The following is a 16,508-nucleotide window of genomic DNA, read 5'->3' on the forward strand; positions in this document are numbered from 1 at the left end:
CAGCGGCGGAGGAGAGCGTGATGGGCAACACCTTCCAGGCACAGGACCGCTTCGCGGACGGCGCGCAGTACATCGGCGGAAGACTGCGGCCCGGTACATCGGGACGCAGCCACGACGTGGTGAATCCGGCCACGGGCCAGACCGTCTACACCTACGAGCTGGCGGGCACCGCCGACGTCGACGCGGCCGTCGCCGCCGCACGTGCGGCCTTCCCCGGCTGGTCCGGAGCCACCCCGGCCGAGCGCTCCGAGGCGATGCACCGCTTCGCCGCCGTCCTCGCCGAGCAGGCGGACGACTTCGCGTACGCGGAATCCCTCCAGTGCGGCAAGCCGATCAAGCTCTCCACCGAGTTCGACGTGCCCGGCACGGTCGACAACACCTCGTTCTTCGCGGGCGCCGCCCGCCACCTGGAGGGCAAGTCCGCCGCCGAGTACGACGGCGACCACACCTCGTACGTACGGCGTGAGGCGATCGGCGTCATCGGCTCCATCGCTCCCTGGAACTACCCGCTCCAGATGGCTGCCTGGAAGGTCCTCCCGGCCGTCGCCGCGGGCAACACCATCGTGCTGAAGCCCGCCGAGATCACCCCGCTGACCTCGTTGATGTTCGCGCAGGCGGCCACCGAGGCAGGCATCCCGGACGGCGTGATCAACATCGTCACCGGCGCGGGCAAGGACGCCGGTGAACACCTCGTCGGCCACCCCGACGTCGTGATGACCTCCTTCACCGGCTCCACCGCCGTCGGCAAGCGCGTCGCCGAGATCGCCACCTCCACCGTCAAGCGGCTCCACCTCGAACTCGGCGGCAAGGCACCCTTCGTCGTCTTCGACGACGCCGACCTGGAGGCGGCGGTCAACGGAGCGGTCGCCGGCTCCCTCATCAACACCGGCCAGGACTGCACGGCGGCCACCCGGGCCTACGTCCAGCGCCCGCTGTACGACGCCTTCGTGCAGGGCGTCGCCGAGCTGATGGAGACCGTCCGGCTCGGTGACCCGTTCGACCCGGACACCGACCTCGGCCCGCTGATCAGCCACGCCCAGCGCGACCGGGTCGCCGGATTCGTCGAGCGCGCCCGCGCGTACGCCACCGTCGTCACCGGCGGCGAGGCCCCCGGCGGCGCACTCGCCGACGGCGCCTACTACCGGCCGACGCTGGTCGCCGGAGCAGCCCAGGACAGCGAGATCGTCCAGTCCGAGATCTTCGGCCCGGTCCTGGTCGTGCTGCCCTTCGACACCGACGACGAAGGCATCGCGCTGGCCAACGACACCCCCTACGGGCTCGCCGCCTCCGCCTGGAGCCGCGACCTGTACCGGGCCAACCGCGCCACCCGCGAGATCAAGGCGGGCTGCGTCTGGGTGAACGACCACATTCCGATCATCAGCGAGATGCCGCACGGCGGGTACAAGGCCAGCGGCTTCGGCAAGGACATGTCGTCGTACTCCTTCGAGGAGTACACGCAGGTCAAGCACGTCATGTACGACAACACCGCGGTTGCCCGCAAGGACTGGCACCGCACGATCTTCGGGGACCGATAACCCGGCCGGTCCGGCCCCACACCCACCCGAAAGGGCAACGCGCATGGAGCAGTACGAGCCCGAGCGTCTCTCAGCGGCCCAGTTGGCCGCGATGCGTCGCACTCTGACCAGCGGCAGGGGAGCCCTCACCCGCCGATCGCTGCTGCGCGCCTCCGGTACCGGCGCGCTCACGCTCGGCGGGCTGGGCGCGCTGAGCGCGTGCGGGATCCCTCCCGCGCAGCGGGAGGGCGACGCCGCGGCGGCCTCCGACGACCACTCGGCCAAGGAGAAGCAGGTCAACTTCTCCAACTGGACCGAGTACATGGACGTCACCGACGACGGCAAGCACCGGCCCAGCCTGGAGCAGTTCACCGAGCGGACCGGGATCAAGGTCAAGTACACCGAGGACATCAACGACAACGTCGAGTTCTTCGGCAAGATCAAGCCGCAGCTCGCGGCCGGCCAGGACACCGGCCGCGACATCATCTGCGTCACGGACTGGCTGGCCGCCCGCATCGTCCGCCTCGGCTGGGCGCAGAAGCTCGACCCGTCGAACCTGCCGCACGCCTACGCCAACCTCTCGGCACAGTTCCGCTCCCCGGACTGGGACCCCGGCCGCGCCTACTCCTACCCCTGGGCCGGGATTCCCACCGTCATCGCCTACAACTCCAAGGCGACCGGCGGCCGCAGGATCGACTCCGTCAGCCAGCTGCTCGACGACCCCCAGCTCAAGGGCCGGGTCAGCTTCCTCTCGGAGATGCGTGACACCATCGGCATGACCCTGCTCGACATGGGCAAGGACCCCGGCACCTTCACCGACGCCGACTACGACGCGGCGGTCGGCCGGCTCCAGAAGGGCGTCGACCGGAACCAGATCCGCCGCTTCACCGGCAACGACTACACCGCGGATCTCGACAAGGGCGACATCGCCGCCTGCGTCGCCTGGGCCGGCGACATCATCCAGCTCCAGGCCGGGAACCCGGACGTCAAGTACGCGATACCCGCCGCGGGCTACGTCATATCCAGCGACAACATGCTGGTCCCGGTGAAGGCACGGCACAAGACCAACGCCGAGAAGCTCATCGACCACTACTACCAGCCGCATGTGGCCGCCGAGCTCGCCGCGTACATCAACTTCGTCTGTCCGGTCGACGGTGTCCGCGGGGAACTCGCCAAGATCGACCGGTCGATGGCCGACAACCCGCTGATCCTCCCGGACAAGAAGATGGCGTCCGCCTCGCACGCCTTCCGCTCCCTCACCTCCGAGGAAGAGACGGCGTACGAGGAGAAGTTCGCCAAGCTCATCGGCGCCTGACGCCGCTCCTTCCCCTGATCTCCCTCTGACACCACTGGGACTGCGATCCATGACACAGCAGCAGACAGGCGGCGATGTCCGCCTCACCGGGATCAGCAAGACGTACGGCTCCTTCGCCGCCGTCAAACCGCTCGATCTGACCGTCCCGCAGGGCTCCTTCTTCGCACTGCTCGGCGCGTCCGGCTGCGGCAAGACCACCACCCTGCGGATGATCGCGGGCCTGGAGGAGGCCACCACCGGCACCGTCTCGCTCGGCGGCCGGGACATCACCGACCTCCCGCCGTACAAGCGGCCCGTCAACACGGTGTTCCAGAGCTACGCGCTCTTCCCGCACCTCGACATCACGGAGAACGTCGCCTTCGGACTGCGCCGGCGCGGCATCAAGTCGGTCAAGAAGCAGGTCGACGACATGCTGGAGCTCGTCCAGCTCGGCGACTTCGCCAGGCGCAAACCGCACCAGCTCTCCGGCGGCCAGCAACAGCGCGTCGCCGTCGCCCGTGCCCTGATCAACCACCCGCAGGTGCTGCTCCTGGACGAGCCGCTCGGCGCCCTCGACCTCAAGCTGCGCCGCCAGATGCAGCTCGAACTCAAGCGCATCCAGACCGAGGTCGGCATCACGTTCATCCACGTCACCCACGACCAGGAGGAGGCCATGACCATGGCCGACACCGTCGCGGTGATGAACGGCGGCCGGGTCGAGCAGCTCGGCGACCCCGCCGATCTCTACGAGAACCCGAGGACGACGTTCGTCGCCAACTTCCTCGGCACCTCGAACCTCATCGAGGGCGAAGTCGTCTCCACCGGCACGGACATCGTCGTATCGGCCAGTGGCGGGAAGCTGCGGCTGCCCACCGACCGGTGCCCGGCAGCGACCACGAAGGGCGGCAAGCTGCTCCTCGGCATCCGCCCCGAGAAGATCTCCCTCGCGCACCGCGACGACGCGGACGCGATAGCGCAGGGCCGTAACCGGGTCACCGGACGGATCGTCGACTCCAGCTTCATCGGCGTCTCCACGCAATACCTGGTGGAGAGCCCGGCCGGCAAGTCCCTCCAGGTCTACGAGCAGAACATCGAGCGCGACTCCCGGCTCACCGCCGGAGCCGAGGTCGTCCTGCACTGGAACCCGGCGCACACCTTCGGCCTGGACGCCACCCAGGACATCGACGCAGGTGTGGAGACGGTGGAGGACGCGGCGTGAGCGTCATCCAGGAGGCGCCACCCGCTCCCGTCGAGGAGCCGAAGCCGCGCAAGCCCGCCACCCGCAAGCGACTCGTCCCCTACTGGCTGCTGCTCCCCGGCATCCTGTGGCTCGTCGTCTTCTTCGCGCTGCCGCTGGTCTACCAGGCGTCGACCTCCGTACAGACCGGATCCCTGGAGAAGGGGTTCGAGGTCACCTGGCACTTCCAGACCTACTGGGACGCGCTGACCGACTACTACCCGCAGTTCATCCGGTCCCTGCTGTACGCGGGGACCGCGACGATCCTGTGCCTGCTCCTCGGCTACCCGCTCGCCTACTTCATCGCGTTCAAGGCCGGCCGCTGGCGCAACCTGGTCCTGGTCCTGGTCATCGCCCCGTTCTTCACCAGCTTCCTGATCCGCACGCTCGCCTGGAAGACGATCCTGGCGGACAGCGGCGCGGTCGTCGACGTACTGAACACACTGCACGTACTGGACGTCACCAGCTGGCTCGGCTGGACCGAGTCCAACCGGGTGCTGGCCACACCGATGGCAGTGGTCTGCGGTCTCACGTACAACTTCCTGCCGTTCATGATCCTGCCGCTCTACACCTCGCTCGAGCGGATCGACGGCCGGCTGCACGAGGCGGCCGGGGACCTGTACGCCACACCCGCCACCACGTTCCGGAAGGTGACGTTCCCGCTCTCCATGCCGGGCGTGGTCTCCGGAACCCTGCTGACCTTCATCCCGGCCAGCGGTGACTACGTGAACGCGGAACTGCTGGGCTCCACCGACACCAAGATGGTCGGCAGCGTCATCCAGACCCAGTTCCTGCGCGTCCTCGACTATCCGACGGCGGCCGCGCTCTCCTTCATCCTCATGGCGGTCGTCCTGATCGCGGTCACCCTCTACATCCGCCGCTCCGGGACGGAGGACCTGGTCTGATGCCTGTACTGCGCTGGCTGCGACGCCATCTGATCGTCATCGCGGGTCTGCTGACCCTCGCCTACATGATCCTGCCGAACATCGTCGTGATGGTGTTCTCCTTCAACAAGCCCAACGGGCGGTTCAACTACTCCTGGCAGCGCTTCTCGCTGGACGCCTGGAAGGACCCCTGCGGAGTGGCCGACATGTGCGGCTCGCTCTCGCTCTCCCTCCAGATCGCCGCCTGGGCCACGGTCGGCGCGACCGCGCTCGGCACGATGATCGCGTTCGCCCTGGTCCGCTACCGCTTCCGGGCGCGCGGCGCGATCAACTCGCTGATCTTCCTGCCGATGGCGATGCCCGAGGTCGTCATGGCCGCGTCGCTGCTGACGCTGTTCCTCAACATGGGCGCGCAGCTGGGCTTCTGGACGATCCTCATCGCGCACATCATGTTCTGCCTCAGCTTCGTCGTGACGGCCGTCAAGGCGCGGGTCATGTCGATGGACCCCAGGCTGGAGGAGGCGGCGCGCGATCTGTACGCCGGGCCCGTGCAGACTTTCCTGCGGGTGACCCTGCCGATCGCCGCCCCCGGAATCGCCGCGGGAGCGCTGCTCGCATTCGCGCTCTCCTTCGACGATTTCATCATCACCAATTTCAACGCGGGCTCGACCGTGACCTTCCCCATGTTCGTCTGGGGCTCGGCACAGCGCGGTACCCCCGTGCAGATCAACGTCATCGGTACGGCGATGTTCATCATTGCGGTACTGGTGGTTCTCGCCGGCCAGCTGATCGCTAACCGGCGGAAGAACAGCGCACGACCCTGAAAGTCCCGAAGGAGTTGGAAAACATGGCCCCAGTTGCCATGAGCACCGCCGCCCAGTCACTCGCCGACGCGAAGCCGGTCTCGTTCTGGCTGGACGACCCCGGCAGGCCCGAAGCGCTCCCCGCGCTCACCGGCGACGAGCACTGCGATCTCCTCGTCATCGGCGCCGGCTACAGCGGACTGTGGACCGCGCTGCTCGCCAAGGAGCGCGAACCGGAACGCGATGTCGTACTGATCGAGGGGCACGAGACGGGCTGGGCCGCCTCGGGCCGCAACGGCGGATTCTGTGCCGCCTCCCTCACCCACGGCCTGCCCAACGGGCTGGAGCGCTGGCCCGACGAGATCAGGAAGCTGGAGGAGCTGGGGGAGCGCAACCTCGACGCCATCGAGGAGGCGGTCGCCCGCTACGGCATCGACTGCGAGTTCGAGCGCACCGGCGAGATCGATGTCGCCACCCAGCCCCACCAGCTCGAAGAGCTGCGGGAATGGCACCAGGAGATGGAGCGGCGCGGCTTCGGCGGGGTCGAGTTCCTCGACGCCGACGCCGTGCGCGCGCATGTCGACTCACCGACATTCCTGGGCGGCCTGTGGGACCGCCGCGGAGTCGCGATGCTGCACCCCGCCAAGCTGGCCTGGGGCCTGAAGCAGGCCTGTCTCGACCTGGGCGTTCGGATCTACGAGCACACCCGGGGCCTGGAGCTGGCCAGAACCGGAACCGGAATGGCGGTCCGCACCCCGTACGGAAGGGTGTTCGCCCGCCGCGTCGCCCTCGGCACGAACATCTTCCCGTCACTGGTGAAGCGGGTGCGCCCGTACACCGTTCCGGTCTACGACTACGCACTGATGACGGAGCCGCTGACCGCCGACCAGCTCGCCGCCATCGGCTGGAAGAACCGGCAGGGGCTGGGGGACAGCGCCAATCAGTTCCATTACTTCCGGCTTTCCGCGGACAACCGGATCCTGTGGGGCGGATACGACGCCATCTATCCGTACGGGGGCCGGCTCAGCGCCGATCTCGACCAGCGGCCGGAAACGTTCGTGAAGCTCGCCGGACAGTTCTTCGAATGCTTCCCGCAATTGGCCGGAGTGCGTTTCAGTCATGCCTGGGGCGGTGCGATCGACACCTGCTCCCGATTCTCCGCATTCTTCGGTACGGCCCATCAGGGCCGGGTCGCCTATGCCGCCGGATACACCGGACTCGGCGTCGGAGCCACCCGGTTCGGCGCCGATGTGATGCTCGACCTCCTCGCCGGAGAGCAGACGGAGCGGACCGCGCTGGAGATGGTGCGCACCAAGCCGATGCCGTTCCCGCCGGAGCCGCTGGCCTGGGCCGGCATCGAGTTGACGAAGCGCTCGCTGGCCAGGGCCGACGACAACGGCGGTCACCGCAACCTGTGGCTGCGGACGATGGACCGGATGGGGCTCGGCTTCGACAGCTGAACCCGCGCCCGGCCCGCGGCGCCGACCGGCCGGCCCACCGTGACCCAGTTCACCATCGGTCGGTAGTCGAAGTCGCGTAATGGATCGGGTCCAGCCCGCTCTCTCCCGTGAACGCACCGGCAACTTCCTGCCGATGCGATACGGATGGGAGGACGGCCATGACGGGCTCGGGGGTCAAGGCAGCAGTCGAGTGGCTCGCATCGGTGGCACCGGACCCCGACGCCTGCCGGTGGGAGTGGGAGCGCAGTCCGCAGGGGATCGTGCTCCTTCCCGCCGGCCGGCGCTGGGACGTGCTGATTCTTCCGGGGGAGCTGGGCCGTCCGACGCTCGACGTGCTCACCCGGCTCATTGACCGGCCGGGGCCGGTCCTGTCGGACTTCGGCGACGCCCGCGTGGGGTTCTTCGTGCCGCCGGGCACCGTCGACCGCTGGATCGGCACGGGGGTACGGGGCGCGGGCCAGGGCACCTGGATCGTGGCGCCCTACCCGGGGCGGGCCGCCGGCGGGGTGCGCTGGCTGATCCCGCCCGACGGATCGGGCACGCTCACCGACGCCACACTGCTGGAACTCGCGATGCACGAGGCCGCCGGAGAGGCAGCGGCGAGGGAGGGAGATCGGGCGGCTGGGTGCCAGAGGTCTTGACAACCGGATTGGTCTGGACCATGTTGTGCGCGCCACGCTCAATTCCCCCCTGCACGGAGGCCGTTGTGGAACGCATGGGACTCCCCACCCGCATTACCGGACTTCTGGCCGCCTGCACGGCGGCCCTGCTGGCGGCCGGCGGCCTGGCAGCCACGGCGCCGAGCGCCGCGGCGGCCGACGCCGATCTCGCGCGCAACGGAAACTTCGAGGCCGGCCTCGACGGCTGGAGCTGTACGGGCGGCAGCGGAGCCGTCGTCAGCACACCCGTGCACGGCGGCACCTCGGCGCTGAAGGCGACCCCGGCCGGCAGCGACAACGCCAAGTGCACCCAGGCCGTGAAGGTCAAGCCCGGCTCCACGTACACGCTGAGCGCCTGGGTCCAGGGCAGCTACGTCTACCTGGGCGCGGACGGCACGGGTACGACCGACGTGTCCACCTGGACGCAGTCCGCCTCCGGCTGGCAGCAGCTCACCACCACCTTCAAGACGGGCGCGTCCACCACCTCGGTCAACGTGTACACGCACGGCTGGTACGGCACGCCCGCGTACTACGTCGACGACCTCACCCTCGTCGGCCCCGGCGGCGATCCGGTCGTGCTCCCGGCGGTACCCGGGGGCCTCAAGGCCGGTACGCCCACCGCGTCCTCGGTCCCGCTGTCCTGGACCGCCTCCACGGGCGCCACCGGCTACAACGTGTACCGGGGCGGCACGAAGGTCCTCTCCACCACCGGTACCTCGGCGACCGTGACGGGCCTCACGGCCTCGACCGCGTACAGCTTCCAGGTCACCGCCACCAACTCGGCGGGCGAGTCCGCCAAGTCCGCCGCGGTGCCCGTCACCACCAAGGCCGGCGGCGGGGGAGGCGGCACCACGGACCTGCCCGCCCACGCCCTCGTCGGCTATCTGCACTCCAGCTTCGCCAACGGCTCCGGCTATACCCGGATGGCGGACGTGCCCGACTCCTGGGACGTCATCGACCTGGCCTTCGGCGAGCCGACCTCCGTCACCTCGGGCGACATCCGCTTCTCGCTCTGCCCGGTGGCCGAGTGCCCGAACGTCGAGTCGGCGGCCGAGTTCAAGGCGGCCATCAAGGCCAAGCAGGCCGCGGGCAAGAAGGTGCTGATCTCCATCGGCGGCCAGAACGGCCAGGTGCAGCTCGCCACCACCGCCGCCCGTGACACCTTCGTCTCCTCGGTCAGCAAGATCATCGACGAGTACGGTCTGGACGGCCTGGACATCGACTTCGAGGGCCACTCGCTCTCGCTGAACACCGGCGACACCGACTTCCGCAGCCCCACCACGCCGGTCGTCGTCAACCTGATCTCCGCGGTGAAGACCCTCAAGGCCAAGTACGGCGACAAGTTCGTCCTCACCATGGCCCCCGAGACCTTCTTCGTGCAGCTCGGATACCAGTACTACGGCTCGGGCCCGTGGGGCGGCCAGGACCCGCGCGCCGGGGCCTACCTCCCGGTGATCCACGCCCTGCGCGACGACCTCACCCTGCTGCACGTCCAGGACTACAACTCGGGCTCCATCATGGGTCTGGACAACCAGTACCACTCGATGGGCGGCGCCGACTTCCACATCGCGATGACCGACATGCTGCTGACCGGCTTCCCGGTGGCCGGCGACCAGACCAAGATCTTCCCCGGTCTCCGTCCCGACCAGGTCTCGATCGGTCTGCCGGCCTCCACCCAGGCGGGCAACGGCCACACCTCGCCCGCCGAGGTCACCAAGGCGCTGAACTGCCTGACGAAGAAGACCGACTGCGGCTCGTACACCACCCACGGCACCTGGTCCGGACTCCGCGGACTGATGACCTGGTCGATCAACTGGGACCGCTTCAACAACTGGGCATTCTCGAAGAACTTCGACGCCTACTTCGGCAGCTGAGCCCCGGCCCGACCCCCGGCCCGAGCGGCTTTCGGCGGCTGAGCCCCAGCGGGAGCAGCAGCAGCCCGCACAGGAACCAGCTGCCCAGCACATCCAGCGGCCAGTGATAGCCGCGCAGCACCAGACCGATGCCCGTCGCCCCCGTCAGCAGGACGGTGGCGACGGGCATCATCCATGCGCGCCGCACGTACGGGGCCAGCAGCAGCGCCGCGGCGCCGTACGCCACCGCGGCGGTCGCGGCATGGCCCGACGGGTAGTAGCCGGTGGCGTCGGTCAGCGGCCCGGGGCGGGCGACCCAGTCCTTGAGCGGGACGACGAGCAGCGGCACCGCGGCCATGGTGAGCGCCGCGGTGAACGGTTCACGCCGCGCGCCCCGCAGCAGGGACCAGACGATCGCGCAGCCCAGCACCGGCAGCGCGATCTGCGTGTTGCCGAGATCGGCGAGGAATTCGGTGAGGCGGGCGGGGCCGTGGCCGACGAGGGCCCGGCCGGTGCGTTCGTCGAGGCGGCGCAGCGGGCCATCGGCCGCGATCTGCCAGGTGGTGAGCGCGAACAGGGCCAGCAGGCCCGACACCACGGAAACGAGAAGAGCCGCCCGCTCCGGAACAGGGGGGGTTGTTCCGGAGCGGACGGCAGGACCGGTTTGCCGCGCGCCCCGGGGGGTGTGGGGCGGGCGGCCATCCGATCGGTGAGGAGTTCCGGAGCCAGAGGCTCCAGTGGTGTGCGCGAAGGCACGACCAGGACGGTGCAGGGGAAGCTCCGACCCGGTGTCGCCCGCAGTCCCCTGCGGGCGGGGTGTTTCTCTCATCTGCGGAAACCGTACGTCAGGCGGTGCGGGACGGACAGCGGCAACGGTATCCCGCCATCGCCCCCGCACACCTTCTTCACAGGCCCTCACCCGGCCACCGGGCATCCCCGGAGGAAACGCCGTGCGCCGCCTCCGGGGACCGGCATCAGAGGGTGGCGAACGCCTGCTCGATGACGTCGAGGCCCTCGCCCAGCAGGTCCTCGCCGATCACCAGCGGCGGCAGGAAGCGCAGGACGTTGCCGTAGGTGCCGCAGGTGAGCACCAGCACGCCCTCGGCGTGGCAGGCCTTCGCGAGCTGCGCGGCGGCCTGCGGGTTCGGGTCCTTGGTGCCGGACTCCACCAGCTCGATCGCGATCATCGCGCCGCGGCCGCGGATGTCACCGATGAGGTCGCCGTTCGGCAGCTTCGCCCGCATCTCGGCGAGCCGGCCCTTCATGATCTCCTCGATGCGCTTCGCCTTCCCGTTCAGATCCAGCTCGCGCATCGTCTCGATGGCGCCGAGTGCCCCGGCGCAGGCGACCGGGTTCCCGCCGTAGGTGCCGCCGAGGCCGCCGGAGTGCGCGGCGTCCATGATCTCGGCGCGGCCGGTGACCGCGGAGAGCGGGAGGCCGCCCGCGATGCCCTTGGCGGTGGTGATCAGGTCGGGGACGATGCCCTCGTCCTCGCAGGCGAACCACTGGCCGGTGCGGCAGAAGCCGGACTGGATCTCGTCGGCGACGAAGACGATGCCGTTGTCCTTGGCGAACTGCGCGATCGCCGGGAGGAAGCCCTTGGCCGGCTCGATGAACCCGCCCTCGCCGAGCACCGGCTCGATGATGATCGCGGCGACGTTGTCCGCGCCGATCTGCTTGGTGATCTGGTCGATGGCCTGGGCCGAGGCCTCCGCACCGGCGTTCTCGGCACCGGTCGGCCAGCGGTAGCCGTACGCCACCGGCACCCGGTAGACCTCGGGGGCGAACGGGCCGAAGCCCTGCTTGTACGGCATGTTCTTCGCCGTCAGCGCCATCGTGAGGTTGGTCCGGCCGTGGTAGCCGTGGTCGAAGACGACGACGGCGGTGCGCTTGGTGTACGCACGGGCGATCTTCACCGCGTTCTCGACGGCCTCGGCGCCCGAGTTGAACAGCGCGGACTTCTTCGTGTGGTCGCCCGGCGTCAGCTCGGCGAGCTGCTCACAGACCTCGACGTACCCCTCGTACGGAGTGACCATGAAACAGGTGTGGGTGAAGTCGGCGAGCTGCGCGGAAGCGCGCCGCACGACGGCTTCGGCGGAGGCGCCGACCGACGTCACGGCGATACCGGAACCGAAGTCGATCAGCCGGTTGCCGTCCACGTCCTCGATGATTCCGCCACCGGCGCGGGCGGTGAACACCGGCAGGGTGGAGCCCACCCCTGCGGCGACCGTCGCGAGGCGGCGGGCCTGCAGCTCCACCGACTTCGGGCCGGGAATGGCAGTGAGGACGCGGCGCTCCTGCGGAATTGCGGTCATGCGGGGCTCCTGGGGGGTGTTTTCGGACGCTTCTCTTTCTGCAGGCTAGGGGTGGGGACGGGCCGCGGGCATGCGCCGATCGGGAGTGATGAGGGGCGTGTCCTTGTCCGCGACGGACAGAAGGCGGGGCGGGGACGGGCCGTCCCCGCCCCCGTCACTATCCGGGCGCCTTGCTGAACTCACCGTGTCGGCGCACTAGATTGACCGGTGCAGCGGTCGGACCTGGCTGGTCAGGGGGCAACGGTTCATGGACAACGAAGGCACGCACGGAGCCCGGGGCACGTGGGGCGCGCAGCCGCCCGACGGCCGCGCCGGCCGGCCCGGGAGCTCCGTGCCGCACCCGGCCGGCCCGCCCCCCGCCGCTCCGCCCGGCCCGCCGCCCGCCGCCCCGCCCGCGTTCCCGCCGAGGGTGCCGCCGCCCGCGGTGGAGCCGTCCGCCATGAAGCCGCCCGCGACGCCGCCGGGCCGGTACCGGACAGCCGGTACGGGAGCGCCGACGGCCGAGTGGCTGAACGCGCCGCGCCCCGACAGCGATCCGGGCGTGTGGCGTTACGCCTACCGGCCACGGCCCGCCGAGCGTCCGCCGCGCCCCTCCCTGGTGGGGCCGGCCGCGACGCTGGCCCTGTGGCTCGTGCTGTGGCTGCTGCTCACCGAGCGCGCCGTCCCCTACGTGTTCAAGCCGATCGAGATCATCACCGGCCCCCAATGGTGGGTGTTCGGCGGCCTCCGGGACGACGCGCCCGCCCTGGTGGTCAACTCCACCACGCTCTACTACCAGCTCCTGGTGCTCGCCCTTGGCTTCTGGGCCGCCCGGATCGGCGGCTGGGCACGCCTCTTCCGCTACTTCGCGGGACCCCGCCTGGACCGGGCCAGGTTCGTGACCACGGCAGCCGGCGCCCTGCTCACCGTATGGCTCGTCTGGACCCGGCGGGTGCCGCTCGCGGACGTACTCCTGCCCGCGGTGCCCACCGGACTGATGCAGGGGGGCGGCAACCAGTACGCGGCGCTGTTCGTCTCGATCGTGCTCTACGCGCTGATCGGCACCGCGATCGTGTGGCCCTTCGCCAGGATCGGCCAGTGGTCGGTGGAGCTCGGCCCCCTCCTGGGGCGCGTCCGGAACCAGCGGCCGCAGCAGCCCCGGACCGCTCCCGGCCTGCCCGGGACCGCTCCCGTGGAGGCCGCCGGCCCCGCCCCGGCGGACTGGCCCGAGCTGCGGGCCGCAGGCCGCGTGGACGCCGCGGAGGCGCTGACCGCGGCCGTGCACACGGGCCGGATGAACGACGTGGACTGTGTACGGCTGCGCCATGCCTGGGCCGTCGCCCGGACCCGCCCCGACCGCCTCGAATCCTTCACCGACACCGTGCTGCGCAAGGGCGCCGGCGCCTATCTGCACCCCTCGGGCCAACGTGACCTGCCGCTGCGCACCGCCCCGCACGACCCGCTCACGGGCCAGGTCCGCATCGGCGACTGCGTGGACGACCCGCGCAACCCCTACCCGCGCCGCGGTTCGGGCATGGCCCTGGATCCCGCGTCCCTGGGAACCTCGCTGCTGGCGGTCGGGCCACCCGGCTCGGGGAAGACCGCCGGGGTGGTCCGGCCGGTCATCGAATCCCTCGCCATCAGGGCGCTCACCGGGCAGGCGGCGGTCCTCGCCGTCGGCGGGGCGGGCGCACAGCTGGGGCCGGACGACGCCTACGACGTCGTCGTCAGGATCGGTGACCCCACATCCGTGCACGACTTCGACCTGTACGGCGGCACCACCGACCCCGACGAGGCCGCGGCGGCGCTCGCGGAGGGACTGGCCGGCGACATCCCCGGGCTGGACAGCAGGCGCGCGGGCACCGTGCTCGGTCAGCTCCTCGGCCCGTACCGCACCGTTCACGGCAGGTTCCCCGGCGTACCCGAACTCCGTGAACTCCTCGAGGGTTCCGTCGCCGCGCTGACCGTACTGCGTCAGGCCCTGGAGGCGGGCGGCCATCACTCGATGCTGCGCGAACTGGACGCCCGGGCCCGGCAGGCGGGCGGGGCCGGGGACCCGGCCGCCGTTCTCGCCGACCGGATCGCCGTACTCGACCGGCCGGCCTTCGCCGGGTTCTTCGCCACCGGGGACGACGCCCGGCCGTTCTCGCTGCGGTCCCTGGAACAGCACCCGCTGCGGGTTCGCATCGATCTGCCGGAGCGGGCCCACGCCGAGGCGTCCCACCTACTGGCCCGTCTCGTCCTCGCCCAGTTCAACGCGATCACCGCGGCCCGTTCGGACCGCTCACTGTTCGTCTGCCTGGTCCTGGACGACGCCACCCACACCGTCACCGCCGAAACCGTCCGGGGCATCCGGCGGCTGCGGTCCGTCAACGCGGGGGCGGTCCTCGCGCTCCGGACCCTGGACGACGTGCCCGAGGCGCTGCACCACGCCCTGCTCGGGTCGGTCGGCTGCGCCATGGCCTTCTCCGGCGTCTCCACCTGGGACGGCAAACGCTTCGCCGAGGCATGGGGCAAGGAATGGGTGGAGGTCCGGGAGGTCGCCCAGCACGGCGTCTTCGCCGACCAGCCGCTCACCCGTGCCCTGCACGCCCTGCGGAAGCTGGCCACCGGCAAGGCCGTGACCACGGACGCCGTGACCGTACGCCAGGTCGAGCGGGAACGCTGGTCCGCCTCGGGACTGGCGTACGAACTGGCGGCCGGACACGCGGTCCTCTCCCTCACCACGGTCGAAGGGGAGCACGCCCCCCCGCTCCTGGTGCGACTGGGAGGCTGACGGGCTACGTGGGGAGCGGTACGGCAGGGCCGGGAGCGGTTACGGGAACCCTGCCGCCCTGGCAGAATCGACGGCAGCCGTTCATACGGGACGGCGTAATCGACGCCCCCTCCCAAAGGTCGCCCGTCCCATGCCCCCCACACTCGCCTCGCTCGTCCAGCACTCGGCGCTCAAACTCACGGTCCGTGCGGGGGCGGACCGGCTCGACACACCCGTGCGCTGGGCGCACGCCAGCGAGCTGGCCGACCCTGTCCCCTACATGGAGGGCGGCGAGCTGCTGCTGATCACCGCGACCAATCTCGACGCCGAGAGCCCACCGGCCATGCAGCGGTACGTGCGGCGGCTGGCCGGCTCGGGAGTCGTCGGGGTGGGATTCGCCGTCGGCGTCAACTACGACGACGTACCCGAGGCACTCATCGACGCCGCCGAGGAAGCGGGGCTGCCGCTCCTCGAAGTGCCCCGGCGCACGCCGTTCATCGCCATCGCCAAGGCGGTCTCCTCGGAGATCGCCGCCGACCAGTACCGGGCCGTCACCGCGGGCTTCGAGGCGCAGCGCGAACTCACCAGGGCGGCGCTCGCCGGGGACGGTCCCGCCGAACTCCTCACCCGGCTCGCCGCACACGTCGACGGCTGGGCCGCGCTGTACGACACCTCCGGGGCCGTCGTGGCCGCCGCCCCCGAGTGGGCCGCCCGCCGCGCCGCCCGGCTCACCCCCGACGTGGAACGCCTGCGGGACCGCCCGGCCCCCGCCAGCGTGGTCGTCGGCGGCAGCGACGACCGGGTGGAGCTCCAGTCCCTGGGCACCGGCCGCCGGGCCCGCGGCGCACTCGCCGTCGGCACCGGAGCGGCGCTGGGCACCGCGGAACGCTACGCCGTCCACTCGGCGGTCGCCCTGCTCACCCTGACCACCGCCCGCTCCCGCTCGCTCCAGGGCGCCGAACAGCGGCTCGGCGCCGCGGTGCTGCGCATGCTGCTCGCCGGCCAGCCCGACCACGCGCGCGCCGTCGCCGGAGATCTCTACGGCGGGCTGCTCGACGCGCCCTTCCGGCTGCTCATCGCCGAGGCCGGCGAACCGTCGACCACGGCGCAACTGGCCGAGGCGATGGAGACCGCGGCCTTCCGGTCCGGCGAGACCGTGCTGATGGTGCCCGAGGGCGAACGCCTCGTCGTCCTGGCCGCCGACGGCGGCGCCGCGGTCGCCGCCTGCACGGCCTACGCCGAGGCCCAGGAGCAACGGCCCGCGCACGAACCGGCACAGGACACCGAAGTGGTCGTGGGCCTCTCCGCCCCCGCCGGGCCGATCGCCGTCTCCGCCGCGTACAAGCAGGCCGAGCAGGCCCTGTCGGTGGCCCGAAGACGGGGCCGGGCGCTGGTCGAGCACGAGGAACTGGCGACCGGCTCGGTCCTCCCGCTGCTCGCCGACGACGCGGTACGGGCCTTCGCGGACGCCATGCTCCGCGCCCTGTACGAACACGACGCCAAGGGCCGCGGCGACCTGGTCGCCTCCCTGCGGGCCTGGCTCTCCCACCACGGCCAGTGGGACGCCGCCGCGGCCGACCTGGGAGTGCACCGGCACACCCTGCGCTACCGGATGCGAAGGGTCGAGGAGATCCTCGGCCGTTCGCTGGACGATCCGGACAGCAGGATGGAACTCTGGCTGGCCCTCAAGGTCACCGGCCCCCCGACGACCGCTTAGGACGGCTGGGACCGGGGGGACACCTCCCTCCCTCCGAC

General features: G+C 70.8%; 12 protein-coding genes. 10 read left to right on the plus strand and 2 right to left on the minus strand.

The window, feature by feature from the left end; translation table 11 throughout:
* The first annotated feature begins 20 nt into the window (after positions 1-20).
* From FHX80_RS22575 to FHX80_RS22610, 8 genes are all read left to right on the plus strand, one after another.
* A complete protein-coding gene (locus tag FHX80_RS22575; protein WP_145765859.1) occupies positions 21-1,535 on the plus strand; it encodes a gamma-aminobutyraldehyde dehydrogenase in 1,515 nt (504 codons plus the stop codon).
* A 43-nt stretch (positions 1,536-1,578) separates the two neighbouring features.
* Positions 1,579-2,829 (plus strand): polyamine ABC transporter substrate-binding protein, encoded by a 1,251-nt coding sequence (locus FHX80_RS22580; protein ID WP_145765860.1) that lies wholly within the window; start codon positions 1,579-1,581, stop codon positions 2,827-2,829.
* Positions 2,830-2,878: 49 nt separating this feature from the next.
* The gene (locus tag FHX80_RS22585) at positions 2,879-4,027 is read left to right on the plus strand and encodes an ABC transporter ATP-binding protein (protein WP_145765861.1); all 1,149 of its coding nucleotides are present in this window, start codon (positions 2,879-2,881) and stop codon (positions 4,025-4,027) included.
* Positions 4,024-4,950 carry an ABC transporter permease gene (locus FHX80_RS22590; RefSeq protein ID WP_375888208.1) on the plus strand — a complete coding sequence of 309 codons (927 nt, stop codon included), beginning with the start codon at positions 4,024-4,026 and terminating at the stop codon, positions 4,948-4,950. The genes FHX80_RS22585 and FHX80_RS22590 overlap by 4 nt, the downstream gene beginning before the upstream one ends.
* Complete coding sequence (locus FHX80_RS22595) at positions 4,950-5,753, plus strand: ABC transporter permease (RefSeq protein WP_145765862.1); 804 nt, start codon at positions 4,950-4,952, stop codon at positions 5,751-5,753. Before FHX80_RS22590 ends, FHX80_RS22595 begins: the two co-directional genes overlap by 1 nt.
* 23 nt (positions 5,754-5,776) lie before the next feature.
* Positions 5,777-7,192 (plus strand): NAD(P)/FAD-dependent oxidoreductase, encoded by a 1,416-nt coding sequence (locus FHX80_RS22600; protein WP_145765863.1) that lies wholly within the window; start codon positions 5,777-5,779, stop codon positions 7,190-7,192.
* Between the two features lie 158 nt (positions 7,193-7,350).
* A complete protein-coding gene (locus FHX80_RS22605; protein WP_145765864.1) occupies positions 7,351-7,833 on the plus strand; it encodes a bifunctional DNA primase/polymerase in 483 nt (160 codons plus the stop codon).
* A gap of 74 nt (positions 7,834-7,907) precedes the next feature.
* Complete coding sequence (locus tag FHX80_RS22610; RefSeq protein ID WP_375888234.1) at positions 7,908-9,725, plus strand: chitinase; 1,818 nt, start codon at positions 7,908-7,910, stop codon at positions 9,723-9,725.
* Here the strand turns inward: FHX80_RS22610 and FHX80_RS22615 are convergent.
* Both FHX80_RS22615 and gabT read right to left on the minus strand, forming a co-directional pair.
* Positions 9,676-10,299, minus strand: coding sequence for a phosphatase PAP2 family protein (locus FHX80_RS22615; protein WP_145767440.1), 624 nt, complete (start codon positions 10,297-10,299; stop codon positions 9,676-9,678). The genes FHX80_RS22610 and FHX80_RS22615 overlap by 50 nt on opposite strands.
* Positions 10,300-10,678: 379 nt before the next feature.
* On the minus strand, positions 10,679-12,019 hold the full coding sequence (gene gabT, locus FHX80_RS22620) for a 4-aminobutyrate--2-oxoglutarate transaminase (RefSeq protein ID WP_145765866.1): 1,341 nt from the start codon (positions 12,017-12,019) through the stop codon (positions 10,679-10,681).
* Positions 12,020-12,266: 247 nt separating this feature from the next.
* Here gabT and FHX80_RS22625 point away from each other — a divergent pair, with 247 nt between their 5' ends.
* Together FHX80_RS22625 and FHX80_RS22630 are read left to right on the plus strand one after the other, a co-directional pair.
* A complete protein-coding gene (locus FHX80_RS22625; RefSeq protein WP_145765867.1) occupies positions 12,267-14,774 on the plus strand; it encodes a type IV secretory system conjugative DNA transfer family protein in 2,508 nt (835 codons plus the stop codon).
* Positions 14,775-14,904: 130 nt separating this feature from the next.
* Positions 14,905-16,470: a PucR family transcriptional regulator gene (locus FHX80_RS22630; RefSeq protein ID WP_145765868.1), complete on the plus strand. Its 1,566-nt coding sequence runs from the start codon at positions 14,905-14,907 to the stop codon at positions 16,468-16,470.
* The last annotated feature ends 38 nt before the right edge of the window (positions 16,471-16,508 follow it).

Origin of the sequence: Streptomyces brevispora (genome assembly GCF_007829885.1) — a bacterium.
GTDB lineage: Bacteria > Actinomycetota > Actinomycetes > Streptomycetales > Streptomycetaceae > Streptomyces > Streptomyces brevispora.